This window comes from Helicobacter sp. 13S00482-2, from assembly GCF_002272795.1.
Classification (GTDB): Bacteria; Campylobacterota; Campylobacteria; order Campylobacterales; family Helicobacteraceae; genus Helicobacter_J.
Window position 1 is genome coordinate 91,885 of sequence record NZ_MLAT01000005.1, and the last position, 24,797, is coordinate 116,681.

At 33.4% G+C, this 24,797-nt stretch carries 22 protein-coding genes; 11 read left to right on the forward strand and 11 right to left on the reverse strand.

Annotated features, from left to right (window positions below; genetic code table 11):
• Nucleotides 1–61 precede the first annotated feature (61 nt).
• Both BKH42_RS03845 and crcB read left to right on the forward strand, forming a co-directional pair.
• Nucleotides 62–760: a uroporphyrinogen-III synthase gene (locus BKH42_RS03845; RefSeq protein ID WP_095295088.1), complete on the forward strand. Its 699-nt coding sequence runs from the start codon at nucleotides 62–64 to the stop codon at nucleotides 758–760.
• Between the two features lie 28 nt (nucleotides 761–788).
• Nucleotides 789–1,172, forward strand: coding sequence for a fluoride efflux transporter CrcB (gene crcB / locus BKH42_RS03850; protein WP_095295090.1), 384 nt, complete (start codon nucleotides 789–791; stop codon nucleotides 1,170–1,172).
• On the opposite strand, the gene BKH42_RS03855 is transcribed toward crcB, so the two are convergent.
• Nucleotides 1,169–1,882: an EI24 domain-containing protein gene (locus BKH42_RS03855; protein WP_095295091.1), complete on the reverse strand. Its 714-nt coding sequence runs from the start codon at nucleotides 1,880–1,882 to the stop codon at nucleotides 1,169–1,171. The two genes, crcB and BKH42_RS03855, sit on opposite strands and share 4 nt — an antisense overlap.
• A 122-nt stretch (nucleotides 1,883–2,004) precedes the next feature.
• On the opposite strand from BKH42_RS03855, the gene BKH42_RS03860 reads away from it, so the two are divergent.
• From BKH42_RS03860 to efp, 3 genes are read left to right on the forward strand one after another with little or no spacing between them, the layout of a single operon-like run.
• Nucleotides 2,005–2,838 carry a peptidyl-prolyl cis-trans isomerase gene (locus BKH42_RS03860; protein WP_095295093.1) on the forward strand — a complete coding sequence of 278 codons (834 nt, stop codon included), beginning with the start codon at nucleotides 2,005–2,007 and terminating at the stop codon, nucleotides 2,836–2,838.
• 28 nt (nucleotides 2,839–2,866) lie between these two features.
• Nucleotides 2,867–3,790: a class II fructose-bisphosphate aldolase gene (locus tag BKH42_RS03865; protein WP_095295095.1), complete on the forward strand. Its 924-nt coding sequence runs from the start codon at nucleotides 2,867–2,869 to the stop codon at nucleotides 3,788–3,790.
• A 15-nt stretch (nucleotides 3,791–3,805) separates the two neighbouring features.
• Nucleotides 3,806–4,369 (forward strand): elongation factor P, encoded by a 564-nt coding sequence (gene efp, locus BKH42_RS03870; RefSeq protein WP_095295097.1) that lies wholly within the window; start codon nucleotides 3,806–3,808, stop codon nucleotides 4,367–4,369.
• Between the two features lie 472 nt (nucleotides 4,370–4,841).
• Here the strand turns inward: efp and BKH42_RS03875 are convergent, their stop codons facing one another.
• Nucleotides 4,842–5,480 carry a hypothetical protein gene (locus BKH42_RS03875; protein ID WP_219349828.1) on the reverse strand — a complete coding sequence of 213 codons (639 nt, stop codon included), beginning with the start codon at nucleotides 5,478–5,480 and terminating at the stop codon, nucleotides 4,842–4,844.
• A 250-nt stretch (nucleotides 5,481–5,730) separates the two neighbouring features.
• Nucleotides 5,731–6,405: a master DNA invertase Mpi family serine-type recombinase gene (locus BKH42_RS03880; protein WP_095295101.1), complete on the reverse strand. Its 675-nt coding sequence runs from the start codon at nucleotides 6,403–6,405 to the stop codon at nucleotides 5,731–5,733.
• Nucleotides 6,406–6,440: 35 nt separating this feature from the next.
• On the opposite strand from BKH42_RS03880, the gene BKH42_RS03885 reads away from it, so the two are divergent.
• Nucleotides 6,441–7,184, forward strand: a complete 744-nt coding sequence (locus BKH42_RS03885; RefSeq protein WP_095295103.1) for a TaqI-like C-terminal specificity domain-containing protein — start codon at nucleotides 6,441–6,443, stop codon at nucleotides 7,182–7,184.
• Between the two features lie 5 nt (nucleotides 7,185–7,189).
• On the opposite strand, the gene BKH42_RS03890 is transcribed toward BKH42_RS03885, so the two are convergent.
• Nucleotides 7,190–11,089, reverse strand: a complete 3,900-nt coding sequence (locus tag BKH42_RS03890; protein ID WP_095295105.1) for an Eco57I restriction-modification methylase domain-containing protein — start codon at nucleotides 11,087–11,089, stop codon at nucleotides 7,190–7,192.
• Between the two features lie 90 nt (nucleotides 11,090–11,179).
• On the reverse strand, nucleotides 11,180–12,238 hold the full coding sequence (gene tsaD, locus BKH42_RS03895) for a tRNA (adenosine(37)-N6)-threonylcarbamoyltransferase complex transferase subunit TsaD (RefSeq protein WP_095295107.1): 1,059 nt from the start codon (nucleotides 12,236–12,238) through the stop codon (nucleotides 11,180–11,182).
• A gap of 81 nt (nucleotides 12,239–12,319) precedes the next feature.
• Between tsaD and BKH42_RS03900 the strand changes: the two genes are divergently transcribed.
• The 4 genes from BKH42_RS03900 (at nucleotide 12,320) to ciaB (ending at nucleotide 18,580) form a co-directional block, all read left to right on the forward strand.
• Nucleotides 12,320–13,318, forward strand: a complete 999-nt coding sequence (locus BKH42_RS03900; RefSeq protein ID WP_095295179.1) for an agmatine deiminase family protein — start codon at nucleotides 12,320–12,322, stop codon at nucleotides 13,316–13,318.
• 12 nt (nucleotides 13,319–13,330) lie between these two features.
• On the forward strand, nucleotides 13,331–15,592 hold the full coding sequence (gene hypF / locus BKH42_RS03905; RefSeq protein WP_180673965.1) for a carbamoyltransferase HypF: 2,262 nt from the start codon (nucleotides 13,331–13,333) through the stop codon (nucleotides 15,590–15,592).
• Between the two features lie 57 nt (nucleotides 15,593–15,649).
• On the forward strand, nucleotides 15,650–16,660 hold the full coding sequence (gene hypE / locus BKH42_RS03910) for a hydrogenase expression/formation protein HypE (protein WP_095295111.1): 1,011 nt from the start codon (nucleotides 15,650–15,652) through the stop codon (nucleotides 16,658–16,660).
• 69 nt (nucleotides 16,661–16,729) lie between these two features.
• On the forward strand, nucleotides 16,730–18,580 hold the full coding sequence (ciaB, locus tag BKH42_RS03915) for an invasion protein CiaB (RefSeq protein WP_095295113.1): 1,851 nt from the start codon (nucleotides 16,730–16,732) through the stop codon (nucleotides 18,578–18,580).
• A gap of 35 nt (nucleotides 18,581–18,615) precedes the next feature.
• Here the strand turns inward: ciaB and BKH42_RS03920 are convergent, their stop codons facing one another.
• The 5 genes from BKH42_RS03920 to rplI are packed head-to-tail and all read right to left on the reverse strand — an operon-like array spanning nucleotide 18,616 to nucleotide 22,867.
• A complete protein-coding gene (locus BKH42_RS03920; RefSeq protein WP_095295115.1) occupies nucleotides 18,616–19,611 on the reverse strand; it encodes a L,D-transpeptidase family protein in 996 nt (331 codons plus the stop codon).
• 18 nt (nucleotides 19,612–19,629) lie between these two features.
• Nucleotides 19,630–20,532 carry a GTPase Era gene (gene era, locus BKH42_RS03925; protein WP_095295117.1) on the reverse strand — a complete coding sequence of 301 codons (903 nt, stop codon included), beginning with the start codon at nucleotides 20,530–20,532 and terminating at the stop codon, nucleotides 19,630–19,632.
• The gene (gene hslU / locus BKH42_RS03930; protein WP_095295181.1) at nucleotides 20,532–21,848 is read right to left on the reverse strand and encodes an HslU--HslV peptidase ATPase subunit; all 1,317 of its coding nucleotides are present in this window, start codon (nucleotides 21,846–21,848) and stop codon (nucleotides 20,532–20,534) included. Before hslU ends, era begins: the two co-directional genes overlap by 1 nt.
• Nucleotides 21,849–21,872: 24 nt before the next feature.
• Nucleotides 21,873–22,415, reverse strand: coding sequence for an ATP-dependent protease subunit HslV (gene hslV, locus BKH42_RS03935; protein WP_095295119.1), 543 nt, complete (start codon nucleotides 22,413–22,415; stop codon nucleotides 21,873–21,875).
• 5 nt (nucleotides 22,416–22,420) lie between these two features.
• Nucleotides 22,421–22,867, reverse strand: a complete 447-nt coding sequence (gene rplI, locus BKH42_RS03940; protein ID WP_095295121.1) for a 50S ribosomal protein L9 — start codon at nucleotides 22,865–22,867, stop codon at nucleotides 22,421–22,423.
• Nucleotides 22,868–22,922: 55 nt separating this feature from the next.
• On the opposite strand from rplI, the gene BKH42_RS03945 reads away from it, so the two are divergent.
• Complete coding sequence (locus BKH42_RS03945) at nucleotides 22,923–23,546, forward strand: SprT family zinc-dependent metalloprotease (protein ID WP_095295125.1); 624 nt, start codon at nucleotides 22,923–22,925, stop codon at nucleotides 23,544–23,546.
• Between the two features lie 7 nt (nucleotides 23,547–23,553).
• Here BKH42_RS03945 and BKH42_RS03950 read toward each other — a convergent pair whose 3' ends face one another.
• Nucleotides 23,554–24,753: a tetratricopeptide repeat protein gene (locus tag BKH42_RS03950; protein ID WP_275542219.1), complete on the reverse strand. Its 1,200-nt coding sequence runs from the start codon at nucleotides 24,751–24,753 to the stop codon at nucleotides 23,554–23,556.
• Between the last annotated feature and the right edge of the window lie 44 nt (nucleotides 24,754–24,797).

Consider the following 24,797-nt stretch of genomic DNA (forward strand, 5'->3'; position numbering starts at 1 on the left):
ATATTTTGTGATAATTACTTTTTGATTTTTGGTATCAGATTAAAACCTACGGAGATACAAAATGCGTGAGATTGTTCTTATAAGCTCAAAACAGAGCTTAAACATAAAAACACTTGTAGTTAATGAAATCAATCTTTTTTCTCTTAAAAAAGCTATTTTGGATCAGTATCCTGATTTGATGAAAATTAATCAAAATGTTGATGCATTGATTTTTACTTCAAAAAATGCTTTCAAAGCACTTTTGAAAAGCATAGAACAAGATCCAGAATTAGAAATTTTTAAGAATATTCCAGCTTTTGTTATTGGAGAAGGAACCGCACAAAGATTACGAACTGAGGGTTTTAAGGTTGAATATGTAGGGATAGATTCTCATGGATCGGGGTTTTCAAGTGAAATCATTCCATTGCTAAGAAATAGAAAGCCTTTATATTTTAGGGCTAAAAAAATTGTTTCAGGATTGGATGTTAAATTGCTAGATGCTAAGATCAAACTCAAACAAATCTTTGCTTATGAAAATAGAACAATTATTCTTGATAAAACTTTCAAACCAAGCCCTAAATCCATTTTGATTTTTACTGCCCCTAGTCATTATCTAGCATTTAAACAAAATTTTGGTTGGGATGGAAGTTATTATGCCATTGCTATTGGCATGACAACTTTTAGTGTTTTTGATCAAGATGTGGAAGCGTTTGTGAGCCCCAATCAGAATATTGATAGCTGTATAGAGTTTGCCAAAGAATTAGCATCGAAGTTACCCTGAGGATAAAGAGATCAAAAAGAGGAATTAAATGAATTTTATTTTAGTTTTTATTGGTGGGGGAATAGGGAGTTTGTTGCGCTATGCCCTGGGGAGATTTTTTTCTACAAAGTTTTTTGCTTTAGGTTACTTTCCTTTTGGCACATTATGTGTAAATCTTTTAGGTAGTTTTCTTATCGGGTTTGTTGGATATTTTGTGGCAAATAAGTTATTTAGCGATGATTTCAGGATTTTTTTTATTATTGGTATTCTAGGTGGTTTTACCACCTTTTCTTCTTTTGGTTTAGAAGTTTTTAATATGCTTGAGCATAAAGATTATCTAAAAATGATCCTGTATGTTCTTGGAACAAATTTCTTTGGAATCATTCTTGTATCAGGAGGATGGTGGTTATCAAAGACAATCCAAGGTCTCTAACAATTTCCTTCAATTTTTTTATCTAATATATACCTTGCAATTATTATAGTTTGTAAGAGTGTTACAAAAAAATTAAAAATTGGAATCAAAGAAAAAAGATATGAGATTAAGGTGATCTGATAGTTTTTTATTTTATTTTTTGAGAGAAATAAATCATACTGTGATTGACTTAATATTGAACTTCCAATGTCAAATAGCATTGTATTTTTGAAAAATAAAAAATGTGGGATTAAAATCGCAAAAAAGCCCACAAATGGAATGAAAAATAATGGACTAAGAATAATTACAAACAAAACAAACCAACCAAGACATTTCAAAAAATAAAGAATTGATGTTTTGATACCTCCAAATGAATGAATAGAAATATCTAGATAATATTTTTTTCGTAAATAGCTTATTACGATAGGTGTGTAGAATATTGAAATAAACATATTCCCGATAATTGTTAAAATAATGATAAAAAATCCAAGCAAGACATACAGAAAAACTTTGATAAAAAATCCACCAATACTTGCAAAAAATCCTGAATCATTTGATAAGTTTTGCCAACTTTTGGGCAGGAAATATTCCATCCCTGCCAAAATCTGATCGCTAAAATACAAAAGCAAAAGACTCCAAAGCACTACTCCTATGATTGTAGGCATTAGATTTAATATGAGCATCTTAAGGCTGAAGAAATCTTCCCAACTTTTTTTGATGTTTTGAAACATATTTTTCCTTCAGTTTTTAATTATCCTAGAAATTTAGCTTTTATTGACTTTATTTAAGTTTAAAGGGTAATATTACGAAATGTGTTGCTTTTAAGCACCAAAAATTAAAAACGGAGATTTAAATGAAAAAAAGCATAGTAAGTATTATCCTTGCGAGTTCTTTGTGTGTAGGTTTTTTAGGAGCTAAGACTTTAGCTACAGTTGATGGAGTAAATATTACAGAAAAAGATTTTGATGTTATCAAACAAAGAGTTCCAAATTTTAATTTTGATACTCTCAAGCCCGATCAAAAGAAAGCTTTAATAGAACAAGCTATCAATAATATTTTGATTGAAAAACAAGCCAAGAAAGAAAAGTTAGAAGATACACCTGATTATAAGGCGGCTTTGGATAATTTTAAAAAGCAACTTTTAGTTGAGATATGGGAAAAAAAACAAGCTGAAGTTATTCGAAAAACTAAGATTCCAGATGCAGAGTTGAAGAAATATTATGATGATAATAAACAACAGTTTGTTCAGCAAGAAGCACAAGCTAGACATATTTTGGTAAAAACAGAAGATGAAGCTAAAAAAATCATTTCAGAGCTTAACAAAACTCCTAAAGCGAAAATTCAAGCTAAATTCATTGAGTTGGCAAATAAAGATTCTATTGATCCAAACACAAAAAACACTCAAAATGGTGGAGATCTAGGAACTTTCCAAAAAAATCAAGTGGTTCCTGAGTTTTCAAAAGCAGCTTTTGAGTTAAAGCCTGGAACATATACAAAAACTCCAGTGAAAACAGAGTTTGGATATCATATTGTTTATCTCATTAAGAAAAATGATCCTGTTACCTATACTTTTGATCAAGCAAAAGCAACGATTGAAGGTATGCTAAAAGAGAAAAAATTCCAAGCAGACATGAAGCAAAAAATTGATGATTTGAGAAAAAAAGCTAAAGTTACAATCGCTCAATAGTTTGAAACAACCTATTTAAAGGGAACTTATGTTGGTTATAGGGAATGAAATTTTACACAAAGCGCATCAAAATGGATATGGAGTAGGTGCTTTTAACTTTGTGAATTTTGAGATGCTGAGTGCTATTTTTGAATCAGCAAATGAGGCAAACTCTCCCATTATTGTTCAAGCTAGTGAAGGTGCCATCAAATATATGGGGATTGATATGGTTGTGGGGATGACTCAGATTATGTCAAAACGCTATCCCCATATCCCCGTTTCCCTTCATCTAGATCACGGAACCACTTTTGAGAGCTGTAAAAACGCTATACAGGCTGGTTTTACTTCTGTAATGATTGATGCATCTCATCATATCTTTGAAGAGAATTTAGAGCTTACCACAAAAGTGGTGCAATACGCTCATCAGCACGGTGTAAGCGTTGAAGCAGAGCTAGGCAGATTGATGGGCATAGAAGATAATATCTCTGTGGATGAAAAAGATGCTGTTTTGGTCAATCCAAAAGAAGCAGAAATTTTTGTGAGAGAATCCAAGGTAGATTACCTAGCTCCCGCTATTGGGACAAGTCATGGGGCGTTTAAGTTTAAGGGCGAACCAAAGCTTGATTTTGAAAGGCTTCAAGAAGTCAAAAGACTTACAAATATACCATTAGTCTTACACGGTGCTAGTGCGATTCCAGAATATGTTCGAGATGCTTTTTTAAAAACAGGAGGGGATCTTAAGGGTAGCAAGGGTGTTCCTTTTGATTTTCTTCAGGAAGCCATCAAAGGTGGTATCAATAAAGTGAATACAGATACTGATTTGAGGATTGCTTTTATGGCAGAAGTTCGCAGGGTTGCAAATGAAGATAAAACTCAATTTGACTTGAGAAAGTTTTTTGCTCCAGGCATGGATGCTATCAAAAAAGTGATGGTTGAGCGTATGACTTTGCTCGGCAGTGCGAATAAAATATAAAGGAGAGAATTATTTATGGCTATAGGAATGAGTGAGCTAAAAAAGGGATTAAAGATTGAAATAGAAGGTATTCCTTATAAGATTATTGAGTATCAACACGTTAAGCCTGGCAAGGGAGCTGCTTTTGTTCGTGCAAAAATAAAGTCTTTTTTTGATGGCAAGGTGATAGAGAAAACGTTTCACGCAGGTGATAAATGCGAGGAACCAAATTTAATCGAAAAGACCATGCAATACCTTTATCACGATGGCGATACTTATCAATTTATGGACACAGAAAACTATGAACAGATTGCCTTGAATGATAATCAAGTTGGAGATGTCTCCAAATGGATGTTAGATGGTATGAGTGTTCAGATTTTATTTCATAACAATAAGGCCATATCTGTAGATGTGCCTCAGATTGTTGAGCTAAAAATCATAGAGACTCCCCCCAATTTTAAAGGCGATACATCAAGTTCAAGCAAAAAACCTGCAACTTTAGAGACTGGTGTCGTCATTCAGATTCCTTTCCATGTACTTGAAGGTGAAACAATCAGAGTAAATACTGAAACCGCTGAGTATGTAGAGAAAGTCAAGTAACTCTATCGCCAAATTTGGTGGTAGAGTCTTGCATTGGCTTTGTGGCTTCTCTTCTTTTTTATTTATTCCTCTTGCTTTAGATTTTGATTCTAGGCATTTCACTTCCTCTTGTTGAAAAACTTCTCTCTATCGTATCTTTCCCTTTAATAAAATCACTATAAAAACCAAAAAACTAAAATCCCACTCAAGACATTTAAAAAATAGCTTTAGATAGAAACAGTGAAAAGATAGATTTAAGTCAAGAATATAAACATCTATCTCTTTTTGTTTTTTGAATGTTCTTCAGAGCTTTGTATTGCTCTATGCTTTTTGCTTAGCAAAATTTCTTTGTTGTTTAAAGAGAGTGTATTTATCACCCCTGATTTCTTGCCATAGATATTCTAGCAACGTTTCATTTTCTTTTGCTAGATCAAAAAAGTAATGAAGAGAATATAGAAATTCAGAGAAAATAAAAACCCTTTCTAATTTATTTTTAGTTTTTACGTAAATATCTCTCAGAGTTTAATATAAATTTAATCCAACTATCATCAGTACTTTTGAAAAAATCTTCAGTCATTTCAATATATCTAGTTTTAGTTCCAGTTCTATGTTTTTCAATTTTTTGAATTTCATTCTTAAGACTTTCCCCATTTAAGGTTTTTACCAAAAGATCTTTTATTACAAATCTTATCATGTAGTCTTTCTTTTCATTTTTAAAATCTTGTAAGGTGAGCAAAATATAGAGAATCATCCAAACTTTCAATCCTTTATAATAAAAAATATTTCTCTTATTCGCAATTTCTATCAGCTCATAAAACTTGCAATACTCAAATTTCGTATTTCCTAAAAGTTTTTTACACAAGACATAAACTTTTCTTTGATTTTCTTGGATTAGATATTCTTTAATAATCTCATCGTTATTAAAATCATAACTTGGAAAATCTTTAGCTTTCTTAGGATCAGATAACTCACAATTAGAGGATTGATTAAGGTGATCAAATCTTGCTTTTTGTGTGAGGCTACTAATTCCGTATAGATGTAGTTTTTTTCTGCAATTTGGGCAAATAGGATAAATCAATCCCTTTTCATATTCAGATTGATACTTTTTACTAAATTCTTCGGGAGTCATCATATTATTATTTTTTTATTTGTTATATCTTCCAGCATTAGTTCAAATCATCAAGTATATATTTAATTAATTTTATTACTAAATTATATCAGTAATTTTTTAATAAATTAATCAAAAAATAATATAAAATATTTTAAATAATTTAATTATATTTTCTTTTTTTTAGTGCTTTGTGATTCCATATAATAGGGATGATTACTATGCTTAAAATAATATTAGCGATGGCTAGATTATTCATCTTCTCTCCTTTGTTTTAAAAATCCATATCAAATTTTTTGGTGCATTTATGGTTTGAAAATCCTAGACTCCTGCCCTTAAAATAATGCACATTTCCTGTCCTTATTAGCCATCGCCTCAATGTGTCTCTATGCACACCTAGTTTTTTAGCCACATAGCTTTGAGAGTAGCCTTTATCAAGCCACTGTATGATTTTGTCTCTAGCATAATAACAAGGGTGTAATTCTATGCGTGTCTTGCTCCCTATCTTCCTGCCTAAGATAACGCCTTCTGCTACTCTTCTAGCTAAGCCTTCTTTGGTTCTTTGAGAGATGAGATTTCGTTCTATCTCAGCACTTAAAGAAAAGGCAAAGGCTAATACTTTTGAATTGATATTATCAGAAAGCTCAAAGCGTTCTTTGATGCTATAAATGAGGATTCCTCTTGATATGCAAGTGTTTAGAAGACTCATCACTTGCAAAAGACTCCTACCAAGTCTAGAGAGTTCTGAGACAATAAGCGTGTCACCTTTTTTTAGCTTTTTCATCAGATCACCTAGTTTTCTATTTTTTACAGCTATGGTGCCACTCATTGTCTCTTCCACCCAGCTATCAACTTGTAAGTTGTTAGATTCACAATAGTTTTTGATTTCAAAACGTTGATTCTCTACAGTTTGCTTTTCTGTAGAAACTCTGATGTAGCTATATGTCATTTTAAATCCTTAAATTTTTGAATAATGTTACAAGAATGGAGTGTTTATTTTCGTTTTTCAAGCTCATAGAGGAGACATATATCAGAGCCAAAGAAGATGAGGAATATATCATCTATCTAAATGAAAGAGAGCGAACTGAACAAATCATTCGCCCAATTTTACGAGGCAGGGATATTAAACGCTATAGCTATGAATGGGCAGGGAAATGGGTGATAGGAACATTCCCTACACTAAAACTTAATATCGATGAATATCTAAGTCTAAAAAATTACCTTGAATCTTTTATGCCAAAAATAGCCCAAAGCGGAGAAAAGGGTTGTAGAAAAAAGACTTCTAATAAATGGTTTGAAACTCAAGACAATATCGCATATTGGAACGAATTCAATAGGCAGAAGATTGTGTATCCCAATATGACGAAATTTTTACCTTTCGTTTATGACGATAAGGGATTTTTAGCCAATCAAAAATGCTTTATTCTAACGGGAGAAAATATTGCTTTTTTGAGTGCATTCTTGAATTCTTCATTGTTTAAATTTTGTTTCAGTGACTCATTTCCTCGATTGGGTGTGGAGGGTAGAGAATTGAGTAAAATATTTTTTGAAAAAATCCCTGTTATAAAAATCACATCTAATATAAATAATAAATTTGCGTTAGCCATAGATGACATACAAAGAGAATACACAGAATCAAAGGCTATTGATATAGATAGAATGATTTTTGATCTGTATAATCTAACCGAACAAGAGCGAGAATTCATAGGTTTTATAGAAATTAAATAATGATTTTATGATCTCTCAACAAAAGCTATTTCATCATCTGATAACTCATAAAGTTCATAAACAAGTTGATTGATCTGCTGATCTAATAGGGAAATATCAGAATCGATACTTTGTTCTTTGAGTGCTAGGATTTCATCTGTCATTAAAGTAATTTTATCAATTATGCTTTGATTTTTCTCATTTACTTTTGGAACAGGGATTTTTTCTATATACTGTTTTATCCACCTAAAAGCACCTTCTCCCAAACTAGAAGCCATAAACTGAATATAAAAATAAGTCAATTTTGAATTCAGAATGGCTAAATGATATTTACTTGCATTGGGTATAAAATAACAGGTTTGGTTAATAAAGATTCCATCATTACTATAAACAAAACATGGATCTTTAGTCATTTCTGCCCATACAATCTTCTGCCTATTGAATTCGTTCCAATATGCGATATTGTCTTGAGTTTCAAACCATTTATTAGAAGTCTTTTTTCTACAACCCTTTTCTCCGCTTTGGGCTATTTTTGGCATAAAAGATTCAAGGTAATTTTTTAGACTTAGATATTCATCGATATTAAGTTTTAGTGTAGGGAATGTTCCTATCACCCATTTCCCTGCCCATTCATAGCTATAGCGTTTAATATCCCTGCCTCGTAAAATTGGGCGAATGATTTGTTCAGTTCGCTCTCTTTCATTTAGATAGATGATATATTCCTCATCTTCTTTGGCTCTGATATATGTCTCCTCTATGAGCTTGAAAGGCAATTTAGAAGCATCTGTATTGTCACAATTATCCAGTATTTCGTCTTTTTTATCTGTGTCAATGATAAAAGCTTCGTTATAACCTGTTAAGATCCCCCGATAGATATTTATATCCCAATCTTTTAATGGCACTCCGATAGATTCTATCTTTTTCTTTAAGGCCATCACTTCGCTATCTCCAAATGTAAAGGCCTCGCTGCTGAGCGTATCAGTGCTTATAATCTGAGGGGTTACATTGGATATATCTGTTCCATCTTCTGGCTTAGTAGTGATAGGAATATATCTAAAATCAGCTTTTGAAGATTTTGTCTTTTGAAATTCTAGTATAGAGGTATCCACAGTAGCACTATCGAACACCTTCACACCGTTAAACTCCACATAGGTTTCTAGCTTGGTTTTCCCTAATATAAAGCTTCGAAGGGCTTTGCCATATCCTGCTCTTGTCCATTTGTTGCTTGTGATAAAACTTAGTCTTCCTTTTTCTTTTAGAACTTTGTAGCCTTGTTCGAAAAAATAAGTGAATATATCGCTTGTTCCACTAAAGATCTCAAAATGAATACTTAAGTGTGGCTTGATCTCTTTGATCCTCTCTTGACGGATATATGGTGGATTGCCGATCACCAGATCAAAGCCTATGAAATCTCCATTTTCATCTAACACCTCAGGGAATTCAAATCGCCACTCAAAGCTATTTGAATTTTTTAATGATTCTAGGTATTCAAAGTCGCTCTTGATAGAATCTAAAAGCTTTTGAGCTTGTTTGTCTAGGTCATCGGGGTTTTCTTTTGGCTTAAGGTCGCTAGAATCTCCAAATAGGATTGTTTGAAATTTGATAGGATTGCTTGCGGGTTTGCCTTGCTCATCATAAAGACTATCATCGATAATTTTCTGGATCCCTAGTCCAAAATTCGAATCACCAAACCTCATCTCCCATTTGAAAATATTTTCTCCATATTTACCTACAAACTTCCTCACAGATTCTTCTAAACTCTGGGTTCTTTTATCCCACTTGATAAAGTGATTTTTGAGCATTGTTTTGATATCACTTATCTTATTAGTGATGACTTGCTTGTCTTTAAGAGCTTCTTTGTAGAGATTCACTTGAGTTTTATAGTCTTCTATAGCGGTTTTTAGATTCTGAGTGAATTGATTTGTGAGTCCTATAGTTAGCTTGGAGTTGATAGGGAAATTCGACAGTAGAGAGTTTCCTGTTTTGATATTGATGTCAATATTGGGGAGAGTTTGAAGGTAACGATGCTCTATGTCTTCATAATAGCTGTATTTAAGAAGTTCTATCCAGAGTCTTAATTTGGTGATTTCGCAAGAGTTTGGATTGATATCCACACCAAAAAGACAGTTTTCTATGATGTCCTTTTTTGTATAAAACATCGCTTTTTGAATGACGTGAGATTCTATTTTTTCATGAGAAGGAATGGTGTAGTTATGAATCTCTCCACTAGAGTCCTTGATAATCACTTCATCATTTTTGAGCTTTAGGTCGATATCTCTGAGTCTGCGATTTTCTTCATCACATAAAATCCCTAGTTTGTATTTAATATAGATGAGTTCATTTAGGCTTGAGACTAGGAAATGCCCACTTCCTACAGCAGGATCGCAAATAGTGATGCTATGGAAGATTTTACTAGCTTCTTGTAAGTCATCAATTTTATTATAGAGTTCGTCCAATGTTTTACAACTCCAATTTTTAGCTGCGTTGAATTTATCTATCACAAGCTTTGTGATAGACTCCCTGCACATATAGCTAGTGATAAAACTAGGAGTATAAAAGCTCCCTTCTTTATAGCCATTTAGTTTCTCAAATACAAGCCCTAGTACAGCTGAGTTGATTAGCTTATCGAAGTTTATCTTTGTGTGATTTTCTATATCTTTTGGTGTGGTGGTGAAATCGTAAGAATGCAAAAATGCAAAGAGGTATTCTAATAAGGGGAGGGAGTCTTTGTTTTTATACTGCGAATCTTTCTTTAAAATAGAAGATTTGTGCAGTTCTAGGGGTTTTGAATCTAGCGATCTGATTTGTTTATTTTTGCCACCATTTGTTTCTTTCTCTAGAAGTGTTTTTTCAAATAAACTTGAATTCAGATATGGTATTTCTTCAAGTCCTTTTGGTATATCACTTCTATTTGTCTCCTTTATAGCCAGGACATCAAAAAAGAGTTGATTGAAAATCTTAAAATCAGGAATGATTTCTAGATCTAAAAAAGGCTTTTTGATATGATTGAAAGAAAGTAGCATCGATTCTAGGAGTCTTAAAAATAAGATACGATTATTCCAGGTAGTGAGCAATGAAAATATCTCTTCAAAGTCCTTTTCTCTATCAAAACCTAGATTTTTCGTGATGGAATCTAATAGCGTGTTGGAGGTCGTTGAAGGAATGATGATAACCTTCCCACTCTCTAGTTTTTCGCATAATCCTAAGATATACAGAAGTTCATCATAAAAACCCTGATTGAGTGTGTTGCTATCGATAAACATCTTTTGCTTGAGTAGGGTAGTAGGGCTTAAGATGGCATAGATGAGGGGAATATCTTCATCGGTAGTGTCTGCGAGATTGAAATACACATAAGGGATTTGAGCATCTAAGGTTTTAAGATGGTAGGCAATATCTTCATAGAATTTTTCTGTTCGTGTATCATTGCCTTCTTTTAGTTCGGTATTTTTGAAGGATTTAAGAATGGCTTTGTCTTTAGCAAAACAATGATGATATTCTTTTGCATCAATGATATAAAAAGAATTGAGATTGCATAAAATGATATGCCTGATAGCGTTGTTATTATTTGTGATACTTTCTCTTAGATAATATAAAATCGACTCACAAAATGCCTTTGATTCTAGCGTGTCTTCACCTGCTGGAAATTCTGATTTATTTTTGAGAGATTTTGCCTCAATAATGACTTTGGCTTCATTGTCTTCATATATCGCTGCATCGATTCTGCCTTTGGTGTTGATGTCGTATTTGAAGCTTTGAGTGAGAAAACTATTGATAGCATTTTTTTGATGCTCTTCGGTTTCTTCTGTATTGGTTTGCTGGAGTTTTGATATGTGGGATTTGAATTCGTCTATCTGTTTTTGTGAAGGATTGATTTGAGAGCTCAGATCTCCTAGAAAATCTTGTAATGAAAGCCTAGTGTATTTCATAAATATCTGCCTATATTAAAGGTGTCATTTTGTGAGGCAGATTATAATAGAATGAAGTTTAATGTTTATTTAAATTTAATTTAAATAAACCTATATAAATTCCCCTTGGGTGCTTTTTGGGGAACTCTGCAAGGTCACTATATCAGCAAACTCTTTACGATTGTATTTATCTAATGCAGCCCTACCTATCATCGCTGCATTATCAGAGCAAAACTCTAGGGGTGCGAGTAATAGTTTAGCTCCAAAGGTATCACAAAGATCATGGATTTTATCTCTAAGAAAGATATTCGCACTCGCTCCTCCTACGATAGAAAAATGCTTGATGAAATCCCCATTCTCTTTTTTTGTCTTAAAATATTTTTTAAGCTGAGTGAGGAGATGATCACAAGCGGTTTTTTGAAATTCATAGCAAATTTTTCCTCTAAAATCATCGCTTTGAATATTGATTCCTTGTTCTTGTGCTTCTAATACCTTTAGGCGAACAGCATTTTTAAGACCTGAAAAACTAAAGGCTAGATCTTTAGAGTGTTTTAAGGGAAGGGGGAAATTAAATGTTGATTGGGGTTTAGAGTCTTGGGCATGAAGCTTTGCCATTTTTTCCACAATAGGACCTCCAGGATAGCCTAATAAAAGCATTTTTGCGACTTTGTCAAAACTTTCTCCAAAACTATCATCCATACTCTTTGCTATGATGGACATTTGTGTGGGGGATTTGGCCTCTATGATGAGAGTATGCCCACCTGAAACGAGCAAAACTGATAGAGGAAAAATACTCTGTATTTGATTTATAAAAAGGGAATAAATATGCCCTTTGAGATGATTGACAGAAATAATCGGGAGTTTGAGTGAAAAAGCTAGAGCTTTTGCCATCATCAGCCCTTCAATTAGGGTGATATTTAGGCCTGGCTCTGTAGTGACAGCAATTGCCTTTAGTGGCGAAAAGGAATCATTCAAGAACTTTTTAGCTTCATAGAGAATTTTTGGAAGTTCTTCTGCATGGAGTCTTGATGCAATTTCTGGCACTACACCACCATAAGTGCTATGAGTAGCTTCTTGAGAGATTTTTCTATGAAAAAGCAGTTTGCCACTAGAGATTTCAGTGATAGCAATAGAGCTATCATCACAGCTACTTTCAATACTTAAAATCATATTTTTCCATTTCAACTTAGTGATAAAATCCATTTTTAAAGGATTTTTTTGATAAATTATAACCAAAAACTAGAGGATAAAATGAAAAGACTCAAAGCAGAATGGGAAAAACAAAGTGCAGTGATTTTGGCATTCCCGCATAAAAATAGTGATTGGGAGGATTGTATCAGTGAAGCTAGAGATAATTTTTTATCCATCATCAGAGAGATAACACGTTTTCAAAAAGTCATTTTATGTGTTGATATAGATGATGATGAGGGAATGGAAATATTGCAAAAATCAAATTTAAATCATATTGAGTTTGTGAAAATACCAACCAATGATACTTGGGCGAGAGATTTTGGACCTATCAGTGTCGTAGAAAATGGCAAAGTGGAGCTTTTGAACTTCGGATTTAATGGCTGGGGGCTAAAATTTCCCGCCAATAAAGACAATCAAATCAATCAAAAGCTTTTTGAAATGGGTGTTTTAAATACTTCACCTAAGAATATGCCTATCATATTGGAAGGGGGTAGCATTGATACAGATGGAGCAGGGAGATTGCTCACAAACACACAATGTTTGCTAGAAGCTAATAGAAATCCTCACTTGTCAAAAGAAGAGATTGAATTATTTTTAAAGCGATCACTAGGTGTGGATGAGATCTTATGGTTACATTCAGGTTATCTTGCAGGAGATGATACTGATAGTCATATTGATACACTAGCTAGATTTATAAATCCCACCACCATTGTTTATATGCAATGTGAAGATAAAAGCGATGAACATTATGTGGAACTTAAAAAAATGGAAGAAGAACTAATGGATTTAAGAACAAAAGATGACCAACCTTATACGCTTATTCCCCTTCCTTTGCCTGATCCAATCTTTTGGGATAAAGAGAGGCTTCCAGCGAGTTATGTGAATTTTCTATTTATCAATGGAGCTGTTTTGGTGCCAACTTATAGGGATAAAAGAGATGAAGAAGTTTTGAAGACTTTTGAAAAAATTTGTCCTTCTTTAGAGGTGATTGGAATTGATTGCTCTACGCTTATAAGACAGCATGGAAGCCTTCATTGCGTGACAATGCAAATTTATTAGCAGGTAATAATATTGAGTGCTAGATATAGTAAAATTATTATCGAGGGTTTGGTGCAGGGGGTTGGATTTCGTCCTTTTGTCTATAATCTAGCAACTCAAATGGGACTAAAGGGCTCGGTTAGAAATATTGGGGGTAGTGTTGAGATAATAGCAAATATGGCTAGTTGTGATGAATTTATTTCAGAGCTAAAAGCTAAATGCCCTATTCATTCTCATATTTCCAAAATCACCATGAGCGAGTACAAGACAAAAAACGTTTATAAAGATTTTAAGATTATCAAAAGCACATCTCAAAAAATATCCCTAGAGAGTTCTATGCCTAAAGACATTGCAATATGTGAAGAATGCCTAAATGAAATTAGAGATCCTAAAAATAGACGCTATGAATACGCTTTTAGCACTTGTATAAACTGTGGTCCCAGATATACCATCATTGATTTTCTTCCTTATGATAGGAATAATACTTCAATGAAGACCTTTAGAATGTGTGCAAAATGTCAGAAGGAGTATGGCGATTGCAATGATCGTAGATTTCACGCACAACCTAACTCTTGTCCTGATTGTCCCATCACTTTGAAGTTTTACCCATCTGGAAATTTAAACGCTCAAGCACTCAGAGATGTTATTGTAGCTATTAAGGCTGGGAAGATTATCGCTATAAAGGGAGTTGGAGGATTTGCTTTGATATGTGATGGAAGAAATGATGAGGCTATTTCAACTCTTAGAAGTAGGAAAAATAGACCCACAAAGCCTTTTGCCCTGATGGTAAAAGATATCTATATGGCATCAAAAATTGCAGATCTTGATCCTTTGGAGATAATGGCTTTAAGCTCTAGTGTTGCCCCTATTGTTTTGAGTACAAAAAAAACAAATGATTTGCATTCAAAATTTATCGCTCCCAATGTCCGTACAATAGGGCTTATACTCCCTTATAGCGGGATACATCATTTGATAATGCAAGAGCTTGATTTTCCTATTGTTTTCACTAGTGCAAATCTAAGTGGTGAACCTATTATTGCTTCTTTGAACGAATTAAAAGAAAAAATGAGCAGTATCGTTGATGGAGTGCTAGATTATGATAGAGAAATTATCCACCCTATTGATGATAGCATAATGCAGTTAGTAGCTGGGGAAATGAGAGTCTTGCGATTAGCTAGGGGACTTGCTCCATTAAATATAGACTTAGGGAAAAATTTAAACACAAAAACTGCCATAGGAATGGGAGCTGAACAAAAAATTACCCTCACTTATGCTATCAGAAATAAATATCTCATCTCTCCATATCTTGGAGATCTTGATAATATCGATAGCATAAAAAGATATGAAGAAACCATGAATTTTTTTAATCAACTCTATCTAGAATATCCAGATATACTCATCAGTGACATGCATAAGAATTATCACTCAAGTAAAATAAGTGCTAAAAAATCTCTAGAGTTGTCTTGCATAAATGAGAAAGTTCCTCATCATCATGCACATTTTTACGCTATTTTTGCAGAGTCAATGAAGCAAAATAATGCTATCACCCAATCAAGCAAGGCACTAGGAATCATTTGGGATGGGACAGGGCTTGGAAAAGATGGGAAGATTTGGGGAGGGGAATTTTTTATAGGAAATTTAAAAGAGATTTCTCGGATAGGTCATTTTAAAGAATTTAAATTACTTGGAGGAGAGGGGGCTATCAAGGATATTTATAAGATAGGATATGCATTGGCATTGCAATGTGAAGCTAAAGAATTAATAAGAAGATATGAAAATAAACTTGGGAATGAAGCAAAAATGCTTCATCAAATGTTTGATAAAAAAATCAATACATTTCAAACAACTTCAGTTGGTAGGCTTTTTGATGGAGTAGCAAGTTTGTGTGGGCTACTAGATAAAAATAGTTTTGAAGGTGAAGCAGGAATGATTCTTGAATCTCTTTGCAAAAAATATCCCAAAAAAGAATCTTATGATTTTAGCATCATTGATGGAGTGGTTGATTTTTCTAAGATGATTTTGCAGATTCAAGAAGATATTTTGAGCTTTGATATACCAAAAGTAGCTAGAAATTTTATCTATACTTTGGCAAATATTGCACTTGCTTTTGCAAAAAAATATCCTCATTATCCTATTGTTTTTAGTGGTGGGGTATTTCAAAATAAAATCTTATGTGATGATATAAAAGAACTTTTTGATACCCATAAGAGAGATTTTTATATGCATAAACTCCTTCCTTCAAATGATATGTGCATTTCATTTGGTCAGGCTGTTTATTCACAATATAATCTTTAAATTTCCCAACTATGGGGAATTGTGATAAGATTCCAAAATAATAAGATAAGGAATAAAATGACAAAAAAAATCACTTTGGCTCAGGGAAATGGAGGCATGGAAACAAATGAACTTATTGAAAAAATTTTTAAAAAACATTTAGGAGAGTTTTTATGTGCAGATGGAGAAGATGCGGGAAAATTTTTGAGTAATACTAAAGAGTATTGCATAAGTACGGATTCTTATGTCATTAATCCCATATTCTTTCCTGGTGGAGATATTGGCAAACTTAGTATTTGCGGGAGCTCTAATGATGTGGCCATGATGGGTGCAAAACCAAAATATATTAGTATTGGATTTATTCTTGAAGAAGGATTTGGGATTGAAGATTTAGAGAGAATATTACTCAGTATCAAAAAAGAACTAGAGCATACTTCCTTGAAGATCATTTCAGCTGATACAAAAGTGCTTCCTAGTGGTAATGTTGATAAGATTTTTATCAACACAACAGCTATTGGAGAGATTAAAAAAGAGGGAATTTCTTCTAAAAATCTAAAAGATGGAGATTGTATTATTCTCAGTGGCAACATTGGAAGACACGGATCTATGATTTTTTGCGCTAGAAGCGAGATTGATTTGCATTCAAATTTGCAAAGTGATTGCAAGCAACTTTATGTGATACTAGAGCAAATATTTCAGAGTGATATTTGCATACACGCTCTTAGGGATGCGACTAGGGGAGGGTTGGCCGCTGTGATGAATGAGTGGGCAAATGCCTCGAAAGTAAATATCGTTTTGGAGGAAAAGTCCATTTTAATTTCAAAAGAAGTTAAAGGAGTGTGCGAAATATTAGGTCTTGAACCTTATATTTTAGCTAATGAAGGTGTTTGTGTTTTTAGTGTTCCTGCTATAGAGGCACACAGAGTTTGTCAAATTCTAAACTCCCACCCAGAAGGAGGAGAAGCTAGTATCATAGGAAGGGTTGAAGGAAAAGATATTTCCACTCCTAAAGTGATACTTAAAAACGAATGGGGAACAAAAAGATATCTTGAATATCCACAAGGTGAGATATTGCCCCGAATTTGCTAGTATAGATTTTTTGTATTTAGGATTTATGCCAATAATTGTAAGATTTTAAAAATATTTTGGAGAATTAAAATGAATAAAAACCCTGCTGAACAATTTCAGATAGATTTGCAAGTTTTCTACACTCTTTTACAAGATCAAAGCAAAGATATTAATAGTATGTATAAGATTTTTGATTCAAATTCTAAAACCGATTCTAAATATTTACCAATCCTAGAACGGCTGTGTGATAGGATTGGATTAACGCCAAATAAAGAGGCTTTGATGGCTTTATGTGATAGGGTAGCAAATCTAAAAGAAGGCCCTATCATACAAGTTCTAAAAAAATATGAAAAGAGCAAATCAGAAATTTTAATTGCAAAAAGATTTTTACTCAATTTTGTGAGTGACTTCTATAGTAAAAAACATCAAAAATTATTATCTGAGATTCAAAAGAGAAGATTATTTAATGAGTTTTATCGTGAAATTCTTTTGGGTGTTCATCAAATCGGAATTGCAATGAATCAGTTCTTTGAAAGTTGGCAAAATATGCTTATTGATGGGATCAATAAAGATATGAAAAAAAAGTATGGAGATGAAAAAGCCCTCAAACTTCTTTCTGCTAGTATCGATAAAGAAAAGATTAAAGATGTACTCATTTCTTCAGATAGGAGCTATTCAATTCCTAAAAAATTAGGAGATAAATTCATTTCCATTCCATATGCTATCGCTTTTGATATTGAAATTGAAGGGGTTTTGAAAGCTATTTCCAAACTCATTTCAAATTTAAAAAAATTAGAAGATGATATTTATCACAAAAAAGATGCTTATATTAATTATTTTAATGCCTTGAAAAATGCATTTGGGCAAACACAAGCTGATAAGCTAATAGAAACTTGGCGTGAAGTCGATAGATGCTGGATGCAGATAGATACTCCTTTTCAGATAGGGCATCCTCTTGAATATTATGAAGACAGATACAGACATGCCGTAGCTCCTGAATGGGATTTGAGAATCAGTAATCCTGATAAACTCTCTGATAATAGAATTTCTTGCAGTATTGAAAAAATGTTTTTAAATCTTGCAGATGAACTCAAAGCCTCAGAAACTTTGGTGAGTTTTGTTCAAAGTGCCTTAAAAGATGTGAAAATATATAATGGTTTGCCTGCATTGTTTTATGGTGCGGATATGAATGGATTATTTTCAGCTCAAGTTGTTCCAAATGATGAAGTTATATCTAAAAAGTTTGGAAAAAAAATCTTTGCTTTTCCTGATAAAATCATTCAATCAGCTAGAACAAAACCAAAGATGAAGCTTAGCTATGAAACTTTTGAAGAAGATTATCTTCAAGAAGCTAGAAAAATATTATTTGAAGATGAAAAGCTATGGTATTTGGTGTATGACATCACTACAAATGGACATGAATTTGGTCATATTTTATGGATGGAAGAAGACACGCAAAGAAATATGAACATTGATGGAGAGTTTAAAAATATCGAAGAATTTAAGGCTACTTGTGGAGGCTTAATTGCATTTTTTCAATCCCCATATACCGAGATTGAATTTGAAGCAGTAATGAGCGATACTATTCGTAGGGGAGTTTCTTTGATGGCTTGGAGAGAGCAAGAAGAAGTTTTGCCCTATTATTGCGAAGGTTTGATTCATCTGTATGGAGCATTTGAGAGTGGAGTTTTGGAATTTTCTTTAGATCAAAAACCAACCCTAAAAGTGAATAAGCAAAAATATGAATATCTCAAAAATTGGTATATCCAAACTTATATGTCTCTAGCAAAACACTATATGGAAAAACTCCCAGCAGGAGAGTGGCTAGATAATTTCATACAAAGAAATGCAAAGACATATCACTCAAGTCAATCTCATAGCTATGAATTCATACAACGGTACTGGGAAAGATACCGCGAAATAGGTCAAGAAGTGCTATAGACTTCTTGAGTGAATATTTTTTACGAAATACTAGATTATTTTTCACTTAAAATCGATATTTTTCCTGCTTCTAATACGATATATAGCTCCTTGATGCTCGTGGAAGTATAAGTTGGTTTATTGTTTTTAAAAGCAGAGTAATCTTGGGAAAAACTAATTTTAAAGATATTTTTTCCTTCTTCGTTAGGATATGGAGAGATATTTATATTAGAGAATAATATATTTTTCTCTTCTTTTTTATCAAACACACGTTTTTTGTAGTCTTTAAAAGCATTGATTTTCATTCCATCATAACGGATAAAGTCATTTCCATAAAAAGATAAATAGTCTTCTAAGTCATTCTTTATCCACGAATCTCTCCATTTATATAAATCACTCAATATGTTCGCAAGTTCTTCTTTTGTAGCAGGTTTGAAACTTTGTTCATAGCTTATGAGGATAGTTTTCTTTTTGCCAATGATTTTATCATACTGATTGAGAGTATTATTTTCTACAGCAATGCAACCTTTTGTATTTAACTCCTGACGATTTCCATTGAGTGGGAGTCCGTGAATCCATATACCATATCCCGTTTTTTTCCGAACTTTATCATAAGTGTTAGGATAGCTTGTGACCAAAGCTAATGGTCCATAGTATTGATTTAGACCGCTAAGTCTTGTAGTGATATCATAAACACCTATTGGAGTTGTGAGATCTCCTTCTACTTTTTTGTTCCCCTTGCCAGATCCAATCAACACACTTGTTTGATTGACTTTGGTAAGTTTTCCATTATTGTTTTCATACAAAGCTAAATCAGGAATAGATTTATCGGCAACAAATATAAAATCTACGTTTTCATAATACCCATAATCCGTGTCTTTATTTTGCAATACCCCCATCCAGAAATCTTTTTGAGTCAGATAATTTTCTAACATTGATTTTGTGGCTTCTATGCCTTTGGTTCGATATGTCTGGATAATATCGACAGCTTGATTATCCATTCCATAAAGCATACAAGATGCCACTAAGCTAATACTCAAAATAAACCTCATACTTCCAACTCCTTGCTTTCAATCTTTAAAATCATATCCAAATTTCTTCAGATTTTCTTTTTCTTTGCTCCAGGATTTCTGGACAAAAACATTCAATTCTAAAAAAATCTTTTTTTCGCCTATTTTTTCCATTTTTTCTCGAGCTTGTTTGCCTATTCGCTTGATGGTTTGAGCATTTTTGCCTATGACCATACTTTTTTGACTTTCTTTTTCTACGAAAATTTTTGCAAATATCTTATCAAGATGGGGGGTTTCGATAAATTTTTCAATTCTAACATCACTTTCATAAGGAATCTCATCGCTGAGATTATTAAAAACACTTTCACGAATAACTTCTTTGTAGATTTGCTTTAGGTTTTCATCGGTGATGATTTCTGTATCAAAAAATGGAGGAGAAGATGGAAGATGTTTGCTCACTTCTTCTAATAGTTTTTCAAGGTTAATAGATCTCTGAGTGCTTATGGGCAAAAGAGATAGAAATCTATCATCATATTTTTGATATTCAGAGATTTTTTTTAACACCTCTTCATTGCTTGCGGTGTCAGTTTTACTTAATACCAAAATATGAGGTTTATCGCTCAATGTTAAAAATTCTTCATAATGTTTTAGATTGTCGTGTATTGAAGCCATAAAAACACATAAATCGCAATCTGAAATCGCACGAAGTGCTTCTTTGAGCATAAATTGATTCAGGAGTTTTTCTTGGTGGTGCAAACCAGGAGTATCTACAAAAATAATCTGAGAATTAACACCATTTTTATCCATAAAAGGAATGATAATATTCATTTTTTTTCTTGTAGCATTTGCCTTGTGTGATACTAAGGCAATTTCTTGTTTCAATAGCTTATTTAAAAGTGTGCTTTTGCCACAATTTGGACGGCCTACAACTGCAACAAAACCTGATCTAAAATTATCTTGCATTAAAGAATATACCTTGCTAAATCAACATTTTCTACCAAATCCTGTAATTTTTCATTTACAAGTTCTTTGGTGATACGTACAGTTTGATTTTGATATTCATCGGCATTAAAGCTGATATCCTCTATGACTCGCTCAAGAGTAGTATGCAGTCTTCTAGCGCCAATATCTTCTGTTTTTTGATTAGCATTATAAGAGAGTCTTGCAAGTTCTCTGAGTGAATTTTCATCAAATTCGATGGTCACATCTTCAGTTTTCAATAGTGCTTGATATTGTCTAATAATGGAACTTTTGGTTTGTGTTAGAATTTGATACATTGCCTCTTCATCAAGACTGTTTAATTCCACACGCAATGGAAATCTACCCTGTAATTCAGGGATTAAATCGCTAGGTTTGCTTAGATGAAATGCTCCTGCAGCGATAAATAGAATATGATCAGTTTTGATTTGTCCATATTTTGTATTTACCACGCTTCCTTCCACTATGGGGAGTAAGTCCCTTTGAACTCCTTCCTTGCTTGGATCTTGTCTAGAGCTATCTTTTGAACTAACCGCAACCTTATCAATTTCATCAATAAAAATCACACCAGCCTCTTGGGCTCTTTGTAGACCTTCAAACTTGATCGCTTCATTATCAAGTACTGCTTCAGAAGCATCTTGTTTAAGGACTTCCTTTGCCTCCTTGATGGTCATTTCTTTTTTAATTTTTTCTTGTTCTCTGTTAAGGACTTTGATAATACTTTCTTGAACATTAATGATTTCAGGAGGCATTCCACTATCAGGAGACATCATTTTTCGATTGATTTCAATTTCTATTTTTAAATTATCAACCTCTCCATCTTTGATCTTTTTTTTCATTTTTTCAAAACTATTTTCATATTCTTGTTTTTTAGAATCACTCACCCCACTTGGAAGGGGAGGGAGTAGTTTTTGTGCTATTTTTTCTAAGATAAAATCCTCAATCTTTTGCTTTGATTTTTCTCTGTGCTCGTTTTCGACTAGATTCACACTAGCTAAAACCAAATCCCTTACCATTGATTCCACATCTCTGCCAACAAAACCAACTTCGGTATATTTACTTGCTTCCACCTTTACAAAAGGAAGTCCCATTATTTTTGCCATACGCCTTGCTATCTCTGTTTTTCCAACACCAGTAGAACCTATCATTAGTATATTTTTAGGTGTCACTTCTTCTTGAATTTCTGCTTTAAGCTGAAGTCTTCTATAGCGATTTCTAAGAGCTATAGCTACAGATTTTTTGGCTTCTTTTTGACCGATAATGTACTCATCTAAATAAGCAACAATTTCCTTAGGAGTCATATTTAAGCGATTTTTTCGTTTCATCTAAAGCTCCAAGATTTTGATATTTGTATTTGTATAAATGCATAATTCCCCAGCAATCTTTAAGGATTCTTCCACAAGAGTTTTTGGTTTTAAAGAAGCAAATTTATCCAATGCTCTAGCTGAGCTGAGTGCATAATTCCCACCACTTCCAATGGCCGCTATTTTTCCATCTTCTGGTTCCACCACATCTCCAGTACCACTTAAAATATAAATATGTTCTTTATTTAAAACGATCATCATCGCCTCAAGCTTACGTAAATATTTATCCTTACGCCATTCTTTACTAAAATCAAGAACGCTTCTTACCAAATCACCCTTTCTACTTTCCAATATACGTTCAAACATATCAAACAATGAAAATGCATCTGCCGTACTTCCTGCAAAGCCACTCAAAATTTGCCCATTATATAGAGCACGAATTTTTGTTGCATTTGCTTTTAGTACACAATTTCCAAAAGTAACCTGCCCATCTCCTCCAATCACAGCATACTTTTTTCCCTCAAATTCGCCCTTATAACCCAAAATAGTAGTAGCTTCAAACATTTCGATTACTCTGCGATGACATCAATCTTGAAAATACCTGAAATTCCATAGCCTAGCTTTGCTTCTATTTCATAAATTCCAGTGCTTTTGATAGGAGATTTTAATTCAATATCTTTTTTATCCACAGATATGCGATGAGAATTTTCAAGAGCTTCTGCTATTTCATCTTTTGTGATGGCACCAAACAAAGACCCATTCGCACCAACTTTTCTAACAATACTCAATGTTAATTCGTTCAAACTTTTTGCAAGTTGCTTTCTTTCAGCCATCTGCAATGCTTGGAGTTCTTCTTTTTTTCTTTGATCTGCTTTGTATTTATTTATAACTTCGTTAGTAGCGTGTTTTGCTTTTCCTTTGGCGATCAAAAAATTTTGGCCATAGCCATCCTTTACCTCATGTATTTCCCCGATTTTGCCAAGGCCTTTTACATCCTCCATCAGTAAAATTTTCATTTTGATCCTTTTTTTGGTAAGATTGTCCAAATTTTAGCGAAAAAGAGTAAGGCTTATGGAATTTTTGGATACAAACCATCGAATAATAATTAAAAAAAGTTTTGTCAAAAATGCCAGAATAACACTCAAATCACCAGGAGAAATCCACGTTAGTGTGCCATATTTTTACACTCAAGCAAATATCTCAGATCTTTTAGTTACTCACCGCTCTTGGATAGAAAAACATCTTGCAATGTTAGTAAAAAATAATCTTGAGACAAAAAACATATTAGATCAACATATTGGAGAGATTTTAATATTTGGTTTTTGGGAAAAAATAGATAAAAAACCAATTAAATCGCATCTCAAGAAAACATTATTGGAATATTTAAATATCACAGTTAATGAAAAAGCAAAACAAATGGGAGTTGAATATAAACAAATAAGCGTCAGGGAAAATAAAAGCAGACTAGGGAGTTGCTCTTATGAAAACAATCTAGGGTTTTCTCTTGCTTTAATATGTGCTCCAAAAGAGTTGATTGATTATGTAATTATTCACGAACTAGCACATATCAGATACAAAGATCACTCCAAGAGTTTTTGGCAATATGTGAGCGAGTATTGTCCTATGTGGAAACAAAAAAGAGCTACACTTAAGAAAAATGTGAATTTGTACCTGAATCTACTAGATTCTCTGTGACAATTTTTTAACGACCATATCTAGAATTTTTTGGAAGGAAAAAACTTCCATTATCTCTTTTTGGATTTAAAAGTTGTTCTTTGAAAATACGATAATTATCGCATCCTGACTGAAGACCTGTATCGCAAACATAGGCAAACAGATCTAAAGCCCTTTGAGCATCTTGAGGTACGCCCAGTCCTTTTTGATATAAAATACCTAAATTATTGCAACTACTTAATACGCCTCCATCACAGGCTACTTGATAATATTTCGCTGCATAAAAATAACTCACAGGGGCTCCAGATAACCCATTGGTATAGATCCATCCTAAATTAGCACAAGCTTTCACATCTCCAGCATTACAAGCGAGATAATTTAGATCCACAATGCCTAGTTTTGCTTTATCTACTCCATAAATATTGTTTGTATTGCTCATCAATCCTAGATTATAGCAACCCAAATCACTCCCAGCCTCACAAGCATACTTATAATACTGCAACGATTTGAAATAATCTTTAGGAACACCTTCCCCATTGGCATACATCCAAGCTAAGTTATTACAGGCCAAGACATCTCCACCCTGACAACCTGTCATATAGAGTTGAGCAGCCTTTTCTTTATCATTTTGATCGGCATTTTTTTGATAATCATAAATCATTGCTAAATTTGCACAAGCAGTTGCATCTCCACCGCTACAACCCATCTCATAATAGCGTTGGGCTTTTTGAATATTTGTTTGAATACCCACACCATTCATATACATCGTTCCTATTGCAAAACATCCAGCAGGATTTCCTTGATCACAAGATTGAGTAAAAAACTTGAATGCACTCTTATAGTCTCCTTCTTTGGCTGCACTAATTCCTGCTTCAAGCAACCCTTGAGCACTATCAGGAGAATTCAAATGATCTGTCATGATGGGTGTTGGCTTAGTTGTTCTTGGAGTATCAGGCTTTGGATTTGGGGCTAAGGTAGGGGGATTTTCAGATTGATTGGAATTAGAATTTTGTGTATTTGAATTCGTGTTGGTAGGAGTTTGATTTACTTGAGTGTTAGGGTTCTGATTGTTATTGATGCTAGAACCTGTTGTGCTAGGAAGATTTTGCTGAGGGGTAATATTTTGATTTTGAGCATTAGGGTCATTATCTTCATCCGCGGCATAACCAGCAACCCCTAGAGATAGAATCAACAAGGTTATAAAAATCAAATCTCTCATCCTGAACATTATCTGCACTCCTGTGTTTTTACATTTACCAAACACAGAAAGCA

Excerpts from the sequence above, each read along its gene's own strand:
- BKH42_RS03845 (WP_095295088.1), top strand. The coding sequence starts at position 62 with ATGCGTGAGATTGTTCTTATAAGCTCAAAACAGAGCTTAAACATAAAA.
- BKH42_RS03920 (WP_095295115.1), bottom strand. The coding sequence starts at position 19,611 with ATGAGGTTTATTTTGAGTATTAGCTTAGTGGCATCTTGTATGCTTTAT.
- tsaD (WP_095295107.1), bottom strand. The coding sequence starts at position 12,238 with ATGATTTTAAGTATTGAAAGTAGCTGTGATGATAGCTCTATTGCTATC.
- BKH42_RS03885 (WP_095295103.1), top strand. The coding sequence starts at position 6,441 with ATGGAGTGTTTATTTTCGTTTTTCAAGCTCATAGAGGAGACATATATC.
- BKH42_RS03865 (WP_095295095.1), top strand. The coding sequence starts at position 2,867 with ATGTTGGTTATAGGGAATGAAATTTTACACAAAGCGCATCAAAATGGA.
- BKH42_RS03890 (WP_095295105.1), bottom strand. The coding sequence starts at position 11,089 with ATGAAATACACTAGGCTTTCATTACAAGATTTTCTAGGAGATCTGAGC.
- BKH42_RS03875 (WP_219349828.1), bottom strand. The coding sequence starts at position 5,480 with ATGATGACTCCCGAAGAATTTAGTAAAAAGTATCAATCTGAATATGAA.
- crcB (WP_095295090.1), top strand. The coding sequence starts at position 789 with ATGAATTTTATTTTAGTTTTTATTGGTGGGGGAATAGGGAGTTTGTTG.
- BKH42_RS03880 (WP_095295101.1), bottom strand. The coding sequence starts at position 6,405 with ATGACATATAGCTACATCAGAGTTTCTACAGAAAAGCAAACTGTAGAG.
- rplI (WP_095295121.1), bottom strand. The coding sequence starts at position 22,867 with ATGAAAATTTTACTGATGGAGGATGTAAAAGGCCTTGGCAAAATCGGG.
- BKH42_RS03900 (WP_095295179.1), top strand. The coding sequence starts at position 12,320 with ATGAAAAGACTCAAAGCAGAATGGGAAAAACAAAGTGCAGTGATTTTG.
- BKH42_RS03950 (WP_275542219.1), bottom strand. The coding sequence starts at position 24,753 with ATGTTCAGGATGAGAGATTTGATTTTTATAACCTTGTTGATTCTATCT.
- efp (WP_095295097.1), top strand. The coding sequence starts at position 3,806 with ATGGCTATAGGAATGAGTGAGCTAAAAAAGGGATTAAAGATTGAAATA.
- era (WP_095295117.1), bottom strand. The coding sequence starts at position 20,532 with ATGCAAGATAATTTTAGATCAGGTTTTGTTGCAGTTGTAGGCCGTCCA.
- BKH42_RS03945 (WP_095295125.1), top strand. The coding sequence starts at position 22,923 with ATGGAATTTTTGGATACAAACCATCGAATAATAATTAAAAAAAGTTTT.
- BKH42_RS03860 (WP_095295093.1), top strand. The coding sequence starts at position 2,005 with ATGAAAAAAAGCATAGTAAGTATTATCCTTGCGAGTTCTTTGTGTGTA.
- hslU (WP_095295181.1), bottom strand. The coding sequence starts at position 21,848 with ATGACTCCTAAGGAAATTGTTGCTTATTTAGATGAGTACATTATCGGT.
- hypE (WP_095295111.1), top strand. The coding sequence starts at position 15,650 with ATGACAAAAAAAATCACTTTGGCTCAGGGAAATGGAGGCATGGAAACA.
- BKH42_RS03855 (WP_095295091.1), bottom strand. The coding sequence starts at position 1,882 with ATGTTTCAAAACATCAAAAAAAGTTGGGAAGATTTCTTCAGCCTTAAG.
- hslV (WP_095295119.1), bottom strand. The coding sequence starts at position 22,415 with ATGTTTGAAGCTACTACTATTTTGGGTTATAAGGGCGAATTTGAGGGA.
- ciaB (WP_095295113.1), top strand. The coding sequence starts at position 16,730 with ATGAATAAAAACCCTGCTGAACAATTTCAGATAGATTTGCAAGTTTTC.